This is a genomic window from Chromohalobacter israelensis DSM 3043, assembly GCF_000055785.1.
In the GTDB taxonomy this organism is placed as follows: Bacteria; Pseudomonadota; Gammaproteobacteria; order Pseudomonadales; family Halomonadaceae; genus Chromohalobacter; species Chromohalobacter israelensis.
Map to the genome: position 1 here is coordinate 1,894,896 of NC_007963.1, position 17,182 is coordinate 1,912,077.

Consider the following 17,182-nt stretch of genomic DNA (forward strand, 5'->3'; position numbering starts at 1 on the left):
AAGAGCATGGCGACGAAGGGGCGGTGGCGACTGGCAATGACGATTGAGCCCCGGCGCCTCGCGCGGATGGCGATGGCTTCCTGTCTCATGTTCGTGGCGTGCTGGCAGGCGGTGCCCGGCCAGGCCGCCGAGCCACCGGCCAATGCCATGATCGTGGTGCCGAGCCAGCTGGCCCTGCAAAGCGATGCGCCGTTGTTGGCCGATCTGCGCGAGCGGCTGGCGAGCCGCGTGGGGGAGGCCAATGTCACCCTCGAGATATTGGGCGACGACCGCTTCCCGACATCGACCATGCTGCACCGTTGGCGCGAGACCATGGCACACCGCCAACCGGTGGGCAGCGAGGCCAGCGAGGAATATGTCGTGCTCATGCACGATGCCGCCGTGCGCGCCTACCGCGGGCTCGAACCGCCGATGAAAAACGCGCATGCGGTGGCATACGGCGTGCGCGATTCGGCGCTGCGCGAATGGCTGAAGGACAACCGCATACCGCACGTCGCGCTGGATACCTACGCCGAACGCAGCCTGCATTGGGCGCTCGGCGCCCGCCGCGCCGAGGCCGGGCCGCTGGCCCTGTGGTACGTGGATGACGCCCGGCGCGATACCCTGGTGGCCAGCGTCCGCCGTCAGGGCGAGACCGCCTCGCTCAGCGATACCTGGCTCCCCCTGGCCGGGCCCGACCAGGACGCGGTGGCGCAATTCACGGCGCGCCGCCAGCAGCAAGGCCAGCCGCGTCAGGCGTTTCTTTCGGCGCCGGTCACCCGCGTCAACCTGCGGCGCGTGCAGGCCCTGGCCGCCGAGGGCTGGCAGTTCTGGTGCTATCAGCGCGAATGGTTGCGCCATGGCTGTCTGGGCGGCATCTTCCCCGAGCCCGATGCCATGGCCGGCGCGCTGGAAAGCCAGCTGTTCTCCTCCGCGGCGACCCCCCTGAGCCTGGAGGGCCTGTTTGCCTCGAGTCCGCCCAGCGTGCTCTACAGCGCTCGGGAATGGATTCGCGGCGACGCCAGGAACGACGTGAGCTGGCTGGAAGTGCCCGAGTCAGTCATCGCCCAACGCCACTGGAGGTGGCTCGCTTTCGGCCTGGCGGCGGGCGCACTGCTCATCGGGGGGCTCATCGGCTGGCTGGCATGGCGTCGCGAGGCGCTTCGGCAGCGCCGTCGGCTCGCCATGCGCAACGACCAGGTGACCGATCTGCCGGGGCGCTTCCTGCTCGAGCGCCGCCTGCAGAATTTCATGGAAGACGCCTACGCCGTCTCGCTGTATTACCTGGCGTTCGATTCCCTGCGTCATCTGCGGGCCCAGTTCGGGGTCGAATACGCCAATGTGGCGGCACAGTGCGTGGCGGAACGCTTGCGCGGCACCTGCGGTGGCGTGTGCTATCCCGCGCGGCTCTCCGACGATGTGTTCGTGGTCATGGCCTCGGGCGCGCAGGACCCCATGGCCCTGGCGCAGCGCTATCAGGAGGATTTCGACACGCCCATCGAAGTCCACGGCGTGCCGCACCGGCTGGAACCGCGCATCGGCGTGGCGATTTCCCCCGAGCACGGCAAGACGCCCACGGCGCTGCTGCAGGCCGCGCAGGACGCTGCTGACCAGGTCCTGGCCAGCGCCGGCACGGAGCCGCAATTCTTCCAGCTCGATATGCTCAAGACCGCCGAGCGGCGGCGCATTCTGGCCGAGACCCTGGCCGATGCCCTGGAGGAGGAATCGCCGTTCTTCGAGCTGTACCTGCAGCCGCAATATCGGCTTGCCAAGCGCGAACTGGTCGGCGCCGAAGCCCTGATACGCTGGCATCACCCGGCCCTGGGCACTATTTCGCCGGGCGAGTTCATCCCCGTGGCGGAGGCCAGCCACCAGATCGTGCCGCTCGACGAGAAGGTCTTCGACGCCATGCTCGCGTGGCTGTCGCACAATATCATGTGGCCGAAGGAGGGCATGGCCAACGGGCGCTCCCTGGTGTGGGCGATCAATCTCTCGATCCGCCACTTCGACGACATGCGTTTCACCGACTGGCTGCTGGCACGCTGCAAGAAATACGGCATTGCGCCGCAGAGCATCGAGCTCGAAGTGACCGAGCACGTCGCCACGCAGGACCTGGGACAGGTGCGTCAGGTCATGCGTACCCTGCGCCTGCACGGCTTCGGGCTGGTGCTGGATGACTTCGGCGCCGGCTATACCTCGCTGCGCTTCTTGAAGGAACTGCCGTTCACCAAGGTCAAGCTCGACAAGGTCTATGTCGATTCCATCGCCGACGATGAGCGCAGCCAACTACTGGTCAAGGGCATCACCGACCTTGCCCGGGGGCTCGGGCTCACCGTGGTGGCCGAGGGCATCGAGACCCAGGAGCAATTGGACATTCTGCGCGGCTTGGGGTGTCCCATCGGGCAGGGCTACCTGCTGGGCCGACCAGGTCCGGTGGATGACTTTCTCTATCGGCTGGCGGACAAGCGGGCCGTTACCATGGTCTCTTCCTCGCGCTGATGGCTGACCCCGCGTGGCGCAAACGCGGTATTGAACTTTAGGCATTAGCCACCATCTATACATCCGGGCCGAGCCACGCCGCCCTGTGCCGGCGCACCCTTTTCGCTCTCCGTCAGTCTCGTGCATTGTCCAGGCCTCGCCTGATCTGAAAAGTACCCTGGGAAGTGGCTCGCTTTTTTTAGAACGTTAACGATGATCTCACCATGTTTATGAAAAACAATCGTCAGTCATCCCCACGTTCCATGAACGAACGTGAAAAACTTCGCATGTTCCGTGAACTCGACGATGCGCTCGCATCCGCGCTTCGCGATATCGGCGGCGGGGACGCCGACGCGCAGGACGCATCGCCCTCGACCCCTTCGTTCGAGGAACGCCTGCACGACCTGATGCAGGAATATCAGCTCTCCAGCCGCAACGTCGCCACGCTGCTGCGCACCATCGTCGAGCTGCGTCAGGCCCAGTGACAGGGGCTGTGGCGAGGTGGAGGAGCCGTCTCGAAAGATGTTGTCGAAAGAACGTTGACAGGGCCTCGGTAAAGGCGCAAGCTGTGCTCAGTAGGTTAGCAAGTGGCATACGGTCAGTAGTAGTCGATACCCTCGATGGTCTGGTGTATAGCTTATTTGTCTTACCCACTGTAATCGGGTAACACCCGGCAATTGAAAGCGCAATGCGTAAAGGATATCGAAACATGGCTACTGGCACAGTTAAGTGGTTCAACGACGCTAAAGGTTTTGGCTTCATTTCTCCGGAAGACGGTGGCGACGATCTCTTCGCTCACTTCTCCGAGATCCAGGCTGAAGGCTTCAAGTCCCTACAAGACGGTCAAAAGGTCTCTTTTGACGTGACTCAGGGCAAAAAAGGCCTCCAGGCTTCCAACATCAAGCCTGCCTAAATAGCGCGCTGTTCTCAGCCGGTATTAAGGGGCGCTAGCCTCGGCGCCACTTGGCTACGATGGCTAGCACCAAGAAACAGGGCCCGCTTCGGCGGGCCCTGTTTCGTTTATGGTACCGAATCGATAAGTCGTGTCGAGATGCAGGTCGATCGCGTCGCTGGCAGGGCCGGCAGCGGCATCGTGATCCGCCGTGGTGTCGTCGGCAGGGCGGCATCAACCGCCATGCCGTGGAGCAGGCCACCCGGTGCGCTGGGTGAGCCCCGCTCCGTGAGGGCGAATGCCGGCCTCGCTCGAACGGCCTCAGTGGTTGGGCAGCGACTCCAGCCACCGGTTGATACGCTTCTGATGCCAACGCCGCGACAAGCGGTGCGTGTCGAACGAGGTCGGCACGATGTGGCAGTCCTGATCCTTGATGTTCGGATCGAGGTCCTGCTTCTCCAGCATGAAACACCGATAGGCGCCCAGCGGACGGTTCTCGCTGCCGTAGATGGCGATCAACCGGATCTCGAGCATCCTCAACGTTTCACCTTCCAGCGTCAGCGTCTTCCGATCGATATCCAGCTCGTGGCCCTCGGCGATGTGATCAATGATCTCGCGAAACGAGCAGAGCTGGTGATAACCGCCCGAATCCAGCGGGCCCTGACGCGTGGCATGCTCTTCCTTTTGCTCCTCGCCGCTGTCATCGGTGCGCGTGTAGTCGGTCAGATCACAGGCATATTCCCCCTGAGACGTATGCAGCACCCCCATCACATGCGACACGAAGATCGCCTCCGAGCTCATGTTGCTCACCAGGCACATGCCGTCCGGCGACTTGCTGCGCCCCCGGTTGATGAGAATTCGCGGCCGCCGCTGACGGGCAAAGCCGAGATACAGCAATTGCGCATAGAACAGCCACACGGCCAGCGTGCAGAAACTTGCGATGGCACTTAACGCGCCACTGTTATTGTTCAGCCACTCGAGCATTCCTTGCTTCCTTCTTGAGTGATGAATGGAATCTGTCGAACAAAAAGAAAAACGCCACAGGGCACAATGCCCGGCAGCGTTCTTCGATGAAGAGTCTAGCAAAAAACCGCTCGACTTGCGGAATAGGTGGCGCCGGTCTTCCTTGACCGTCTACCGCGTCCTGGCGGGCGCCTTACGTTGAGATACCCTTTCGGAGTCAGGCGATTAGAAAGAGCTCATTGAATGGAGATAGGGAGTTCCATGGCATGCCCTTGGGCCAGCCGTCCTGGCCGCTGTGCCGTCTCCCTATCGTGAGTAGAGGCTAAGCGCTTTCAGACGTGTGGACCAACAGGAATTTCGTAACGTATTAGTACTGTTAATAAACAACGATGACGATATGTAAAGGTTACCGACAGAAAAGCGTTTTCACGTAAAAGTCGGCGTCGGGATAACCGAGGTTATGGACCTTGACGTGACATCTGTCATGGTAAGCGGTTATATCTCGCGCCATGGGGCATCTGCCCGCGTCGAAAGGCGCTGCCAAGCGGCAAAGTGGGGCGTCATGAGGCGAAACGTGTCGTCTCGAGGTGAAGCGGAATTGTCTCGATACGAAGGCAACGCCTGCGTTGGGCGAAAGGCGCGTTGACCGGGCGAGGGCGCTTTGCTCCACTGACGTTCAACGAATACCGCGCGAGACCGGCATGCCTACCGTTCCTGTTTCCCCACGCGGGGCCGCCTTTGTCTTCAATGGCCGCGAGCTCAATGGCGCCCTGGGCGATCTCGGCACCCTGCTGCCGCTGCTGCTGGGCGTGCTGGCGGTGGGCGGCGTGTCGCCGGGGCCGGTGCTGTTCGGTTTCGCGGCGTTCTATCTCGTCACCGCGTTCTACTATCGCCTGCCGATTCCCGTACAGCCCATGAAGGCCGTCGCCGCGATGCTGCTCACCGTGGGCATGTCGGCCTCCGAACTGGCCATCGGCGGTATGATCATCGGCCTGGTGATGCTGGTGCTCGGGCTCACGGGATGGATAGGCCACCTGCGCCGTTTGATTCCGCAATCCGTGCTGGCCGGGCTGCAACTGGGGCTGGGCGTGATGCTGGCGCTGGCCAGTCTCTCGCTGATGGCCGAGCAAGCCTGGCTGGCGGGGGTGACCCTGGCGGTGCTGCTGGTGGCGATGCGCATACCGGGGTGCCCCTCGGTACTGCTCGCCTTGCTGGTCGCGGTGGGGTTGGGCATTCCGCAATGGGGGCAAGGGCCGGATCTCGTCGCGGCCGGGCAGGGCATGTTCCCACTCACGGGCTGGCCCGGCGTCGAGTCCTTCGAGCGTGCCATGTCGATGCTGGTGCTGCCGCAACTCTCGCTGACCGTCACCAACGCCATCGTGCTCACCGCGCTCGTCGCCGGCGACTACTTCGGCGAGCGCGCGGCGCATGTCACCCCCGCGCGGCTGTCGATCACCACCGGCCTGGCCAATCTCCTGCTCAGCCCCCTGGGGGCCTTGCCCATGTGCCACGGTGCGGGCGGGCTGGCGGCGCATTACCGCTTCGGCGCGCGCAGCGGCACGGCGCCGTTGTTGCTGGGGTTGGGACTGCTGGGCGTGGCGTGTCTGCCAACATCGTGGGGCCTGGCCATGCTCGCCGCGATTCCCGTCGCCGGGCTGGGCGCCTTGCTGCTCGTTGCCGCCTGGCAACTGGCCGTCACCAAGCGACTTTACGATAGCAAGCCCTCGTGCTGGCCGGTGATCGCCGCGACCGCCGTGGCGACGGTCGCGCTGGATCCTTTCTGGGGGCTGGTGGCCGGGGGCGTCAGCGAATGGGCAAGAGTCAGCTGGCGTCGGCGTCGCCACGCTTGAGACGCTTCACCCAGCGCTGCTTGGCGTACTTGCGCAGGTTCTCGACGTTGTCCGTCTCGTCGACGATGTCCTGGCCGAGAATCGTCTCGATGACGTCTTCCAGCGTGATCAGCCCTACCCAGGTGCCGTGCTCGTCGTAGACCACGCGCATGTGGCCGTGATCCTTGAGCATCGCGGTGAAGACATGCTCGACGTTGTCCGTCTCGTGCAGCGCCTCGATGGGGTGCATCAGCGCCTTCATGGTCTGCTCATCCTCGGCGTGATAGGTATCCGCCTTGTGGATGTAGCCGATCGCCTGCTCGCCGCCATCCATGACCGGAAAGCGCGTGAACTGCATCTTGCCGTACTGCGCATCGAACTCCGCCACGCTGAGGTCCGGCGTCACCGACACGCACACCGTGCGCGGCGTCATCACGCTCTTCACCCGGATCTCGTGCAGGTTGAGGATATTGACGATGGCTCGCGTCTCGTCGCTGTCCAGCGCCTTCTCGTCCAGGCCGATGCGCGCCAGCGCCTTGATCTCGCCGCGCATGTCGACATCGTGCTCCGACTTGCCGATGCGGTTGGTGATCAGCTCGGAAAGCCAGATGAACGGCGTCAGCACGAAGATCATCACCCGCAGGATCGGCGGCAGCAGCGGGGCGAGGGCCCGCCAGTAGCTCGCGCCGATGGTCTTGGGGATGATCTCCGAGACGACCAGGATCGCCAGCGTCATCACCGCCGAGGCAATCGCCACGTGGGCATCGCCGAAGACCACCGCCACCTGCGCGCCCACGCCCGTCGCGCCCACGGTGTGCGCGATGGTATTGAGCGTGAGGATCGCCGCCAGCGGACGGTCGATGTTGGACTTCAAGCGAGACAGCGAGGCATGCAGTTTGGGGCGAGTGTCCTTCAACTGCGCAATATAGCTCGGGGTCAACGACAGCAGCGCCGCCTCGAGAATGGAACACAAGAAAGAAAAGCCAATGGACAGGATGGCGAAGGCCGCTAGGAGGACCATGAAGACTCTTGGTTGGGAATGGAACGCTCATTTATCCAGCCTGCACAGAGCCTGTCAATCCATCCCGAGCACGTTTTTTTATCCCCCATGGTCTTCATGGGACAACGCCCGCCGCCACGCCATCACGTCCGGCATCAGGTATGTGATAATGGGTGGCATTCATCACCGACCGAAGGGCCCTCATGACGGATTTCATCACCGACTCCCAGCGCCGTGACCTGCTCGACGGCGTCCATGCCGCCGGCCGCGAGGTCGTGGCCATCTACCGCCGCGATTTCAGTGTCGAGGAAAAGGCCGATGCCAGCCCGCTCACCGAGGCGGACATGGCCTCGCATCATGCCCTGGTGGCGCTGCTCGAACGGATCACGCCCGGAGTGCCGATCCTCTCCGAGGAATCCGCCGAGATTCCCTACGCCACCCGCGCCGACTGGCAACGCTACTGGCTGATCGACCCGCTGGACGGCACCAAGGAATTCATCAACCGCAACGGCGAGTTCACCCTGAACGTGGCTCTGGTGGAACACGGCGAGCCCGTCTTCGGCATCGTCCACGCGCCCATGCTCGGCGAGCGCGCCGGCGAACAGGGCCAGACCTGGTGGGGCCAGCACGGGCAGGGCGCCTTCAAGCGCGACGGCAGCGACGAGGACATGCCGATCCACGCCCGAGTCTTGCCCGACCCCGAGGCCGAGCCCTGGAAGATCGTCGGCAGCCGCCGCCACGGCGCCGAAACGTTCGACGCCTTCTGCCGCCGCCTGCCCGCGCATGAGTGCGTCTCCATGGGCAGCTCGCTGAAGCTGTGCCTGGTCGCCGAAGGCCACGCCGATCTCTACCCGCGCCTCGCGCCCACCTGTGAATGGGACACCGCCGCCGCCCAGGCCGTCGTTACTGCCGCCGGGGGGCAGGTGCTGGATGTCGAAACGCTTGAACCGCTGCGCTGCAACCAGCAGGAGAGCGTGCTCAACCCCTTCTTCATCGTCTGCGGTCAGCGCGACCAACGCTGGGAAAGTGCCCTGCGCGAAAGCATCGCCTGACGCGGCTGAGCAACGGGCTGCGAGCTAAGAGCGGCGGGCTATAATTGCTGACGAAGCCCGAAGCCCGAAGCCCGAAGCCCGAAGCCCGAAGCCCGAAGCCCGAAGCCCGAAGCCCGAAGCCCGGAAAACATGAACGGTCGCCTGCTGCGACAAACGACCCAAGGGGATGGCAATGGCGGACGATATCCGTTGGCAACAGCGATTTGCCAATTACATCAATGCGTTTGCTCAACTGGAACAAGCTGTCGAGGCGTATGGCGATACGACGCTGGATATCATCAAGGAGGGTGTCATCCAGCGTTTCGAGTTCACTCATGAGCTTGCCTGGAAGGTGATGAAGGACTATCTGGAGCATGAAGGTATTCAAAACGTGACGGGATCACGCAGCGCAGCCCGATATGCCTTCAACATCGGCCTGCTGGAAGACGGTCAAGTCTGGATGGATATGATAGAAACCCGCAATCATACGGTGCATGCGTATCGCCACAGCATCTTGGAAACTGAATTCAAGAACATCGTCGAACGCTACTACCCGGCATTGAAGCAGTTTCGAGAGATGATGGAGCGCCAACGATGATGTTTGGCTTGCCAGAGAATACGGTCGAGGCCATTTGTCGGGCACTGTCTGAATGCCCTGGCGTCGAAAAGGCCGTTATCTATGGGTCAAGAGCCAAAGGCACGTTCCGCCCTGGCTCCGATATCGACCTGGCACTGTATGGTAATGTTTCGGAGGCTGATGTATCCGCACTAATGGATCGCCTGGACGAGCTCAACACGCCTTATTTGTTCGACATCGTGCGTTATCACGATATCGATAATGAAGCGCTACGCGAGCATATCGAGAGGGTTGGCCAGAGATTCGATGCGCCCCATTCACCGTATCACCCTGGCTAAAGCTGGCAGGATAACGCTGCCACGAGCCACGAGCTGCGAGCCACAGGCAACGAACGATAGTCTTCGTGGCTCGCAGCTCGCAACTCGCCGTCCGCCATGCCCCGATCCTGGCGCTGGGGGCGCCTCACTTCTTGGATTGAGGCGCCAGGCTGATGGAAGGCTTCGCGGCGGCGTGCCAGCGATACCAGAGCGTGGCCAGGGCCACCAGCACAATGGGGGGCAGCATCGCCAGATTGAGCGCCTTCCAGCCAAGGTGGTACGACAATGCGCCCGACATCAGAGAGCCGAGGGCGACCAGGGAGAAGATGACCAGATCATTGATGCCCTGTACCTTGCCGCGTTCGGCATCCGTATGGGCGGCCGAGAGCAGGGTGCTGCCGCCCACGAACAGGAAGTTCCAGCCGATACCCAGCAGTACCAGGGCCACCCAGAAATGGGCCAGGCTAACGCCAAGATTGCTGATCAGGGCCGTGCCGGCCATCAAGAGCGTGCCGGTCAGCAGCATGCGCGGTATCCCGAAGCGGGCGATGAGGCTGCCGGTCACGAAGGAGGGGGCGAACATGCCTAGCACATGCCACTGCATGATGAAGGCAATCTGCTCCATCCCGAAGCCATGCGCGCGCATGGCCAGCGGCGTGGCCGTCATGACCAGTGTCATGATGGCGTAGCCCACCGCGCCGGCCAGCAAGGCGACCATGAAACCCGCCTGAGTGGCAATGACCGGCATGGGTCGAGACGTCTCGCCGGGTTGCGGTTCCTCACTGGCGGGCATCTTGAGCTGGGTCAGCAGGCCGGTGGCCAACAGGGCGAGAATGGCGATCACCAGGTAAGGCCCACCGGACGGCACGCCGGCGATCCAGTCGGCCGTGGCACTGACGTTCCAGGGGCCGAGGAACGCAGCCACCACGCCCCCCGCCATGACGAAAGAAATCGCCCGGCTGCGAAAGGCAGGGCTCGCCACGTCCAGAGCGGCAAAGCGATAGTACATGGCGAATCCTTGGTAGAGCCCCAGCAGCAGGTTGCCGACGCAGAACAGCCAGAACGACTGCTGGGCAATGGCCACGAAACTCAGCAAGCCACCCGCGATGCCGCCCAGGATCGTGCCGGTGATGAACCCGCGGCGCCTGCCCACGCGCTTCATGTAGAGCGAAGCCGGCAGGGTCGAGGCCACCGTACCCAGCATCGAGATGGCAATGGGCAGCGTGGCGAGCCCAGAGGTCGGGCTCAACTGCAGGCCGACCATCCCGCTCAGCGTCATGACCGTGATCGAGGCCACCATGAACAGAATCTGACTGCTGACCAGAATGGCCACGTTACGCTTTTCCAGGCGGGCAGGTTCCACCGGTCTCTCTCCTCAACGGGGCAGTGCATTCAGAACACCAGGAGCACTACGTTCAGAACACGAGGACGTTGTCAGCCTGTGCGGCTGCTTATGCGCTTATCATTGTATTCTACACGCTCAGGAGCGCGGGGGGATCGCCTGGGGGAGCCCCTGCACGGTGTCTTGGGTGTTTCGCCTTCGCCGTGGCCCCCCGCTTCGATAAACGATTCAAGCGCGGTGGAGCAGTTGACTAGAGTACATAGTACACCTTACTATGATATCAATGTCGATAGGAGAGCAATGCGTGAGTCACGCCATCGAATTCATCGAAACGTCAATATTCACCCGCGCGATTGGGGAAGTTGCGACAGACGATGAGCTGAGAGCTCTGCAAAGTGACTATGAGTATGAACATGTTTGATGACCTGAAAACCTCTCTGGAAGAGGCCGTGGAGATTCAGCGGGGGCGGCAACCCGCCAAACGGGTGACGCGTTATGAAGTGGCTGATGTCAAGGCCATCCGCGCCCAGCTCAATGTTTCCCAGACCGAGTTCGCGAAAGCGATGGGAACGAGCGTGGACACGATCAAAAGCTGGGAAAGCCGGCGTCGCAATCCGACTGGACTCGCTGCCAAAGTGCTAACGACCATTCAGGAAAGGCCGGAATTTTACCGTGAGCTCGAAGCTCATTGACGGGGCCGTGCCTATCCTCTCGCCTTCGACGGCCGTTACTGTTGTCCGGATTTAGTGGTTGATCTACACAGTCAAAGGGCGCCGTTGTGGCGCCCTACCCATAATCCATTTGGCTTGGGAAAATTTTCTCAAACCACGCTTACGCCAGCTTGGCGAAGCGCTCGATATCCGGCTGGGCGCGGTGTTCGGCCTGCCACAAGTCGTAATCGCCTTGTACCGCCAGCCAGGTACGCGCCCGGCCGATGCCGGCCCGTTCCAGGCGAACGGCGAGGTCGGGGCTAATCGGCGCCCGCCCGTGTAGAATCCGTGACAGGGTTTCCCGCGCCAGCCCCAGACGGCGAGCCATTTCCGTTACGCTGATGTTCAGCGCTGGCAACACATCTTCGCGCAGCGTCTCACCGGGGTGCGGGGGATTGTGCATGTGGGCCATGTGTCACCTCCTAGTGATAGTCCAAGTAATCGACCAGCTCGACGTCAGGCCGCTTGGAACGGAAGATAATCCGCCAGTTACCGCTTACGGTAATCGACCAGAATCAAGGATGCTGTTGCAGGTAGTCGTGCAGCGCCTGGCGTGTGAGGTCGTTGAGCGAGATGCCGTGCTGCGAGGCTGAAACGGCGGCGGCCAGGTGCAGATTGTGGCCGACGCGCACGTTGAAGGATCCCTTGCACGGCGTCTCGGGCGTCTCGCCGAGTTGCTCGCAGGTGGCGAGATAGTCATCGACGGCTTCGCGGAATGCGGCTTCCAGCTCCACTACTGTCTCGCCTTCGTAACTAACTAGGGCGCGAATGAACTGTAGCTTGCCGAACAGGCAATTGTCTTCGGTGCTGACGTCGATAGAGCCGTAGTAGCCCCGGTACTTCAAAAGTTTTTCCATTAGATCAGCCCTCCTGAGCGTAGCTGCTCGATGACTTGGCGCTTGGCGTAAGCCTTCAATTCGTTGCCTGGATGCGGCTTGTGCAGGTTGATCATGGCCTGGGGTCGCCATTGTGAAACTTGATACGCGAGCCTTGGCCGTCAAGTTGCTGATAACCGAGTCGTTGCAATAGCGTTTCCAGCTCTTGCCATGTGAAGGTGGCCCGCTCGTTCAGCAGCTTGGCAATGAGCTTTTCCGTTTTGGACATGCTGGTTCCTCGTTGCGACTAAATATAGTTGCAATGCAGCGTTGCTGCAAGCTCATCATCCCGCAGCCCGCCGCCTAGCCTTTCCCCTTCGACGGCCGCTCCAGCAGCGGCTCCAGCGCCTCCAGGCAGGCCACGACCTCTTCCTCGCTGTTGTAATGACTCAGCGACAACCGCGTGGCCGCCTTGTACCCGAACGGTGCGAGCAAGCGCTCGGCCTCGGGCGAGCGCAGCAGCTGGGCGCTGATCCCCGTGGCGGCCAGCCACTGCACCACCTCCCACGCCTCGATGCCCCGCACATCGAACGCCAGGGTGCCGTCTCGCCATCGCGCATGCGGCGCGCCGATCACCCGCACGCGAGGATGCCCCTGCAAGCCGCAGCGGGAAAGCCGGGGCGTGGTGGTGGTAAGGGCGGCGCGCGTCGTCGGCATGCCGTCATCGACGCCATGCAACAGGCGCTGCAGCAAGGCCTGCTCATGGGCCTGAATCGCCTCGCTCGCCGCCACCAGGCGCGGGCGCCGGGGAATGGCCGTGGAGAAATGCCCGCCCAGCCAGTCCAGATACGCCACCCACTCGGTGATGCTCGCCAACGCCGCGGAGGCCTCGTCCCGCCGTGGCGGCAGCAGGCCGCTCGGCGGTGCATCGCGCATGGCCAGACACAGCCGCCGTGACAACCACGCAAACCCCTGGCGAGGGCGGCAGAAGAGCGCCTCCGCCCCCACCACATAGGCATCGACCTCCCACTGCGCCACATCCAGCGGCCCATGCCCGGCGTGATGCGCGCCCAGCACCAGGATGAAGCACGCCGGCGCCACCCGGCGAATGGCGCTAGCGATGCCCGGCACGTCCTGACGCATGCCCGTTACCGGGCAGGTATGCATCAGCGTGGCGACGCGGGTTTCCGGGGTGATCCAGTGCTCAACGTCCGGCGTCTCCAGTCGACCGGTCAGCGGATTCACCGGTACCGTGGCGGTACGCAGCGCCCGCTGCCTGGCGCGCAGCGCGATGGTCGCGGGCTCCTCGGCAGGCGCCAGGGCCGTACTCACCACCTGGCTCTGCGGGGGAATCGCCTCCAGCGCCAGGCCCAATACCCGTGCCCAGCACTCATCCACGCTGGGCGCCCGCCACAAGCGACCATGCGACGCGCCCAGCAGGGTCTCGAGATCTTCCCAGCCGTGGGTGGCCACCGCTGCCTGAGCCAAGTATCCCGGCGCCTCCGCCTCCAGCGGCGCCGGCAGGCTCGCCAGCTCCGCCCCCGCCTGCACCGCCGCCTTCAAGGCCAGCGGCTCCCCGGCACAGTTCATATGAATCCGCCGGCCATCGACGGGGCAATGGTCGACGTAATAGAAGCGCGTGCGTACTCGCGCCTGCAACGCCTCGCCGAACAACCCCGTCTCGTCGCAGGGTGGTGTGCCGTCGTGATGGCAGGCGGACGCGCGAACCGGTGGCATGGTGTCTTCCCTCTCGTGAGAACGTAACCAATAAGTTGCTTTATAAGTAACTATTGGTTAATAATTCCTGGAAGGCAAGCCCGCTGTAGGCATTGGATGACGCATTCCCACGCTTACCGACAGGGCCAATTTCAGCGATAGCGCCGAGTAACCTATTGTAAAGGTAGTAATATTTAAGGTAATGTAGCTCTTTTTAAAGTTAAGTATAATTAATATCTATAAGGAAATTAAAAATAAGAATAAATAGAAGTACGCAACGGTGGTGCTGCAATGCCCACCGACACGACAGGGCTCGTGCCATGACGACGCAATCGACACGTCGTCGATGAGACATGAGCCATAAAGGGAAGCGCCCATTCTCCACCTGCCGAATGGGCGCACATTGAAGGTACGCGGTTATGTCCATGGAATACGCTCGTCATGACGATGACGAGATCGACTTATCTCAACTTCTCAATCACCTGATCGACGGCTGGTACTGGATCGTGGGGTGCGTGGTGGCAGCCTTGGTGCTGGCGGGCGCGTATCTCGCCATGACCACGCCCCAATACGAAACCTCGTTTCGGGCCACGCCGGCGGCATCGTCCAATTTCGCTGGCATGAACCTGCTCTCAGGGTTCTCGGTCTCGCCGCAGGATGCCTACACCACGCTGGGTAACCGCCTGAGCAGTTTCCAGAACTTCCAGGAGTACGTCAGGTCTCATCGCGAGGCCTTCGTGATCCCCGAAGGCGCCTCGCTTGGGAGTCTCTTCACGAACCGACTCGACATCACCGGCCTGACCTCCGAGGTCAATGGGGCCAGCGAGTTGAGTCTGACCTACCGTTACCCCGAAGGTGAATCGGGTCACCGGATTCTCAACGGCTACGTCAACGCCACCGCCGAACAGGTCTGGAGCGAACTCAAGAACCGCTTCGCCCGGGCCAACCAGGCCAAGATCGCGGCCCTCAACACACGTCTGCAGGTCGGTGAGGACAAGCTGCTCGCCGAGCGCGAGCACCGCCTGTTCGCGCTGGACAACGCCATCAGCACTGCACGGGCCCTGGGCATCGAAGCGCCCACTACGCCCCAGGAATTCGGCCAGCTCAATCCCAATAAAGAAGTGATCTACACCTCGCTTTCCGGCGATGGCCTGCCGCTGTACTTCATGGGCTACAAGACCCTCGAGGCCGAACGTGAAACTTTGAAAGGCAAACTGCATGACGGCCTCAGCAACGGTACGCTTCGCAACATCCGCGAAGAGCTCGAACAGCGCCACCAAATTGCCGACATGCTCAAGAACGATAGCTTCTATCCGCTGGAAGAAGGCGTCTCCGAGCATCCCGACGAGCGTGTGGTCAGTGTGATCGAACGCGCCTACCCGCAAGACGCTCCCGTGAAGCCACGCTCCGCACTCGTGCTCGCGTTGGCCGTGATTCTCGGTGGCATGCTGGGCGTGTTCCTGGTCTTCATGAAGGCAGGGCTGGGGGCGGTGCTGCGGCAGCGTCGTCAGGCGTAATCCCATGATGGGCTTTCTCACCGCGCCATGGCGTTGGCCATGGCGCCGGACCATCGTGTGCTTGATGAAGCGACTGGCCATCCGCTGGCCCTGGCTGCTGCTGGCGTGGGGAATCGTCATGCTCATCGCGCTGGGGAGTGTTCTGTTCACGCCGGCCACGTATCGGTATACCTCCGTCTACCACCTGGCGACGGCTCAGCAACGTGAGGCGCCAGCGGGGTCCATGGTACTGGTGTCGCCCTCGCGACTGGTGGGGTGGATCCGGGCAGAGGTCATTCCCCAGGTCACGCGGCAACGTCTCTTGGCGTTGGGTGACACGCAGCCGCCTTTCACGCTCGAGGCTACGCGTCCTCCTGGCAGCACCTTGATCGTGCTTTCTTCAAAGGCACCACGCCAACAAGGCAGGAACGTCGAAGCCTGGCATCAGGCGGCGATATCGCGTTTGGCGACGCGTGAACAGCGACTGGCAGCCCGTCATAAGCGTTACATCGAGCGTCAACTGACCAGCCAGCAAGCACTGCTCGAAACGCTCAAGGCGATGGGGCCTAGGGTCACCGGTGCGACTCTGCTATCCGCCGAGTGGCAGCGGCAATATTGGCAATTGCAGCGCGATACATGGCGGGAAGGGCACATACAGCACGTAGCTGAGCGGGAAGCGACGCCTTTGCCGCGCGACTGGGGGCTCGCCTGGCGGCGGGGGAGTGCCACAGCGCTGCTCATCACCGGAGTGGTGCTTATCCTCCCGGGGCGCCGTGGGCGTCGCAATGGCGTGTCGTGAAAAGATAATGTCGCGTTCAGGCGACAAGCGAAGCGGCCGGACACACAAAAAATCAACGTGTCAGTGGTAGAGAAGGGGGAAGGGGTCACATAGAATGGGGCGGCGTAACCAGGAGGGTTACGTATTGCTGTTTCTTCGAACCAAGCACCATCAACAACAGCGATGCCCTGACGGAGCTTCGGGGGCTGAACCAGGAAGGTGAGTAGCGCCCACCCATTGCGTTGCATCTTATCCTGCCGGCTTCTCGTGTCCGTCTGACCAGCTTGGCGCACCAAGCGGGGCAATCGCGCTTATTCTATGCTAGGGCCTTGGGAAGCCGCCCGGTGAATCCCCGGGCGGTAGCGTGCCCAAACCATGACCTCTTTTGGCGATTAGGGAAAACCGCGTAATGACACAACCGCCTGCCTCACAGTCCCCCACGCCTGAGCGCCGCTACGAACATGACGATGAAATCTCCTTGGTGGATCTGGCTGTCATCCTCATCCGCCGCTGGAAGGCAATGGCGGTCATTTTCTTCGTAGTCGTTGCTATTGCCGCTGCAGCTGCGTTTTTGTTGCCCCAGAGCTATCAGTACACCTCGCTCTATAGTGTGGCTGAGTACACCAACGATAACGGGCAACGTGTGGGGGTGGAGTCACCTGCCTCCGTGGTGGCCAAGACGCAAAACCTCTATCTGGGGCAAGCCACACGCAAGCTACTGGAAAAGCATGAGTTGGAATCGCTCCCGTTCAATGTCAGCGTTTCCAACCCAAGCAATACATTGCTGTTGCAATTGGATAGCGACGCGGCGGAAGAGAATCAACCCCTCGCCTCCGAGCTTCACCAGCAAATCATCGACAGGCTACAACAAGATCAGGCGCAACTCGTCGAGCGTCGACATGACTCGCTGGAGCGCCAGTTGGCCTCTGCCAAGCAAGCACTGGAAAGTGCGCAGCAATCCGATAGCCCCAGCGCCGCCGAGCTGATCGCCACTTATTACAGCCGAATCTCTGATATTGAAGGTCAGCTCAATGAGCTGCGAGAGGGAGAAGTGACGCAACATGCGGTGCAAAGCTTGGAACCTACTGGAGTTAGTAGAAAACTGATCCTTATAGCAGGGGTTATATTAGGAGGAATATTGGCTATCACGGGAGCATTCGTGATGCAGTTTTCTGGCTCAGTCTGCCGAAGCCTCAAAGAGTCCTGAGTGATTCTTATCTTGTGCTGCGCCTGCTAAATATCGATACATTAAGCGATTG

18 protein-coding genes are annotated in these 17,182 nt (G+C 61.9%); 11 read left to right on the plus strand and 7 right to left on the minus strand.

Annotation, left to right across the window (positions count from 1 at the left end; genetic code table 11):
- Nucleotides 1-36 precede the first annotated feature (36 nt).
- The 3 genes from CSAL_RS08475 to CSAL_RS08485 all read left to right on the plus strand — a co-directional run bounded on the left by CSAL_RS08475 (nt 37) and on the right by CSAL_RS08485 (nt 3,370).
- Complete coding sequence (locus tag CSAL_RS08475) at nt 37-2,478, plus strand: putative bifunctional diguanylate cyclase/phosphodiesterase (protein WP_187290054.1); 2,442 nt, start codon at nt 37-39, stop codon at nt 2,476-2,478.
- 266 nt (nt 2,479-2,744) lie between these two features.
- Nucleotides 2,745-2,942, plus strand: coding sequence for a hypothetical protein (locus CSAL_RS08480; RefSeq protein WP_043558240.1), 198 nt, complete (start codon nt 2,745-2,747; stop codon nt 2,940-2,942).
- Between the two features lie 224 nt (nt 2,943-3,166).
- Nucleotides 3,167-3,370, plus strand: a complete 204-nt coding sequence (locus CSAL_RS08485) for a cold-shock protein (RefSeq protein ID WP_011506967.1) — start codon at nt 3,167-3,169, stop codon at nt 3,368-3,370.
- 300 nt (nt 3,371-3,670) lie between these two features.
- Here the strand turns inward: CSAL_RS08485 and CSAL_RS08490 are convergent, their stop codons facing one another.
- Nucleotides 3,671-4,333 carry a hypothetical protein gene (locus CSAL_RS08490; protein WP_011506968.1) on the minus strand — a complete coding sequence of 221 codons (663 nt, stop codon included), beginning with the start codon at nt 4,331-4,333 and terminating at the stop codon, nt 3,671-3,673.
- A 680-nt stretch (nt 4,334-5,013) separates the two neighbouring features.
- Here CSAL_RS08490 and CSAL_RS08495 point away from each other — a divergent pair.
- Nucleotides 5,014-6,162 carry a putative sulfate/molybdate transporter gene (locus tag CSAL_RS08495; RefSeq protein WP_011506969.1) on the plus strand — a complete coding sequence of 383 codons (1,149 nt, stop codon included), beginning with the start codon at nt 5,014-5,016 and terminating at the stop codon, nt 6,160-6,162.
- Here the strand turns inward: CSAL_RS08495 and CSAL_RS08500 are convergent.
- Nucleotides 6,134-7,162 carry a CNNM domain-containing protein gene (locus CSAL_RS08500; RefSeq protein WP_011506970.1) on the minus strand — a complete coding sequence of 343 codons (1,029 nt, stop codon included), beginning with the start codon at nt 7,160-7,162 and terminating at the stop codon, nt 6,134-6,136. The genes CSAL_RS08495 and CSAL_RS08500 overlap by 29 nt on opposite strands.
- Nucleotides 7,163-7,344: 182 nt before the next feature.
- On the opposite strand from CSAL_RS08500, the gene cysQ reads away from it, so the two are divergent.
- From cysQ to CSAL_RS08515, 3 genes are all read left to right on the plus strand, one after another.
- Nucleotides 7,345-8,193 carry a 3'(2'),5'-bisphosphate nucleotidase CysQ gene (gene cysQ / locus CSAL_RS08505; RefSeq protein WP_011506971.1) on the plus strand — a complete coding sequence of 283 codons (849 nt, stop codon included), beginning with the start codon at nt 7,345-7,347 and terminating at the stop codon, nt 8,191-8,193.
- A gap of 172 nt (nt 8,194-8,365) precedes the next feature.
- Nucleotides 8,366-8,770, plus strand: coding sequence for a nucleotidyltransferase substrate binding protein (locus CSAL_RS08510; protein ID WP_011506972.1), 405 nt, complete (start codon nt 8,366-8,368; stop codon nt 8,768-8,770).
- Nucleotides 8,767-9,087, plus strand: a complete 321-nt coding sequence (locus tag CSAL_RS08515; RefSeq protein ID WP_043558244.1) for a nucleotidyltransferase family protein — start codon at nt 8,767-8,769, stop codon at nt 9,085-9,087. The genes CSAL_RS08510 and CSAL_RS08515 overlap by 4 nt, the downstream gene beginning before the upstream one ends.
- A 124-nt stretch (nt 9,088-9,211) precedes the next feature.
- On the opposite strand, the gene CSAL_RS08520 is transcribed toward CSAL_RS08515, so the two are convergent.
- The gene (locus tag CSAL_RS08520; RefSeq protein ID WP_011506974.1) at nt 9,212-10,429 is read right to left on the minus strand and encodes an MFS transporter; all 1,218 of its coding nucleotides are present in this window, start codon (nt 10,427-10,429) and stop codon (nt 9,212-9,214) included.
- A 392-nt stretch (nt 10,430-10,821) separates the two neighbouring features.
- Between CSAL_RS08520 and nadS the strand changes: the two genes are divergently transcribed.
- Nucleotides 10,822-11,100, plus strand: a complete 279-nt coding sequence (gene nadS, locus CSAL_RS08525) for a NadS family protein (protein ID WP_244846319.1) — start codon at nt 10,822-10,824, stop codon at nt 11,098-11,100.
- A 139-nt stretch (nt 11,101-11,239) separates the two neighbouring features.
- Here nadS and CSAL_RS08530 read toward each other — a convergent pair whose 3' ends face one another.
- The 4 genes from CSAL_RS08530 to CSAL_RS08545 form a co-directional block, all read right to left on the minus strand.
- Nucleotides 11,240-11,530 (minus strand): HigA family addiction module antitoxin, encoded by a 291-nt coding sequence (locus tag CSAL_RS08530; protein WP_181396289.1) that lies wholly within the window; start codon nt 11,528-11,530, stop codon nt 11,240-11,242.
- Between the two features lie 103 nt (nt 11,531-11,633).
- Entirely contained in the window at nt 11,634-11,975 is a 342-nt protein-coding gene (locus CSAL_RS08535; protein WP_011506977.1) for a type II toxin-antitoxin system HicB family antitoxin, read from the minus strand.
- Between the two features lie 91 nt (nt 11,976-12,066).
- Nucleotides 12,067-12,222 (minus strand): type II toxin-antitoxin system HicA family toxin, encoded by a 156-nt coding sequence (locus tag CSAL_RS17720; RefSeq protein WP_244846321.1) that lies wholly within the window; start codon nt 12,220-12,222, stop codon nt 12,067-12,069.
- A gap of 74 nt (nt 12,223-12,296) precedes the next feature.
- Nucleotides 12,297-13,670 (minus strand): aminotransferase class V-fold PLP-dependent enzyme, encoded by a 1,374-nt coding sequence (locus tag CSAL_RS08545; protein WP_011506978.1) that lies wholly within the window; start codon nt 13,668-13,670, stop codon nt 12,297-12,299.
- A 404-nt stretch (nt 13,671-14,074) separates the two neighbouring features.
- Here CSAL_RS08545 and CSAL_RS08550 point away from each other — a divergent pair, with 404 nt between their 5' ends.
- From CSAL_RS08550 to CSAL_RS08560, 3 genes are all read left to right on the plus strand, one after another.
- Nucleotides 14,075-15,166 carry an LPS O-antigen chain length determinant protein WzzB gene (locus tag CSAL_RS08550; RefSeq protein WP_187290055.1) on the plus strand — a complete coding sequence of 364 codons (1,092 nt, stop codon included), beginning with the start codon at nt 14,075-14,077 and terminating at the stop codon, nt 15,164-15,166.
- 4 nt (nt 15,167-15,170) lie between these two features.
- A complete protein-coding gene (locus tag CSAL_RS08555) occupies nt 15,171-15,944 on the plus strand; it encodes a hypothetical protein (protein ID WP_011506980.1) in 774 nt (257 codons plus the stop codon).
- 388 nt (nt 15,945-16,332) lie between these two features.
- Nucleotides 16,333-17,130, plus strand: coding sequence for a Wzz/FepE/Etk N-terminal domain-containing protein (locus CSAL_RS08560; protein WP_011506981.1), 798 nt, complete (start codon nt 16,333-16,335; stop codon nt 17,128-17,130).
- The last annotated feature ends 52 nt before the right edge of the window (nt 17,131-17,182 follow it).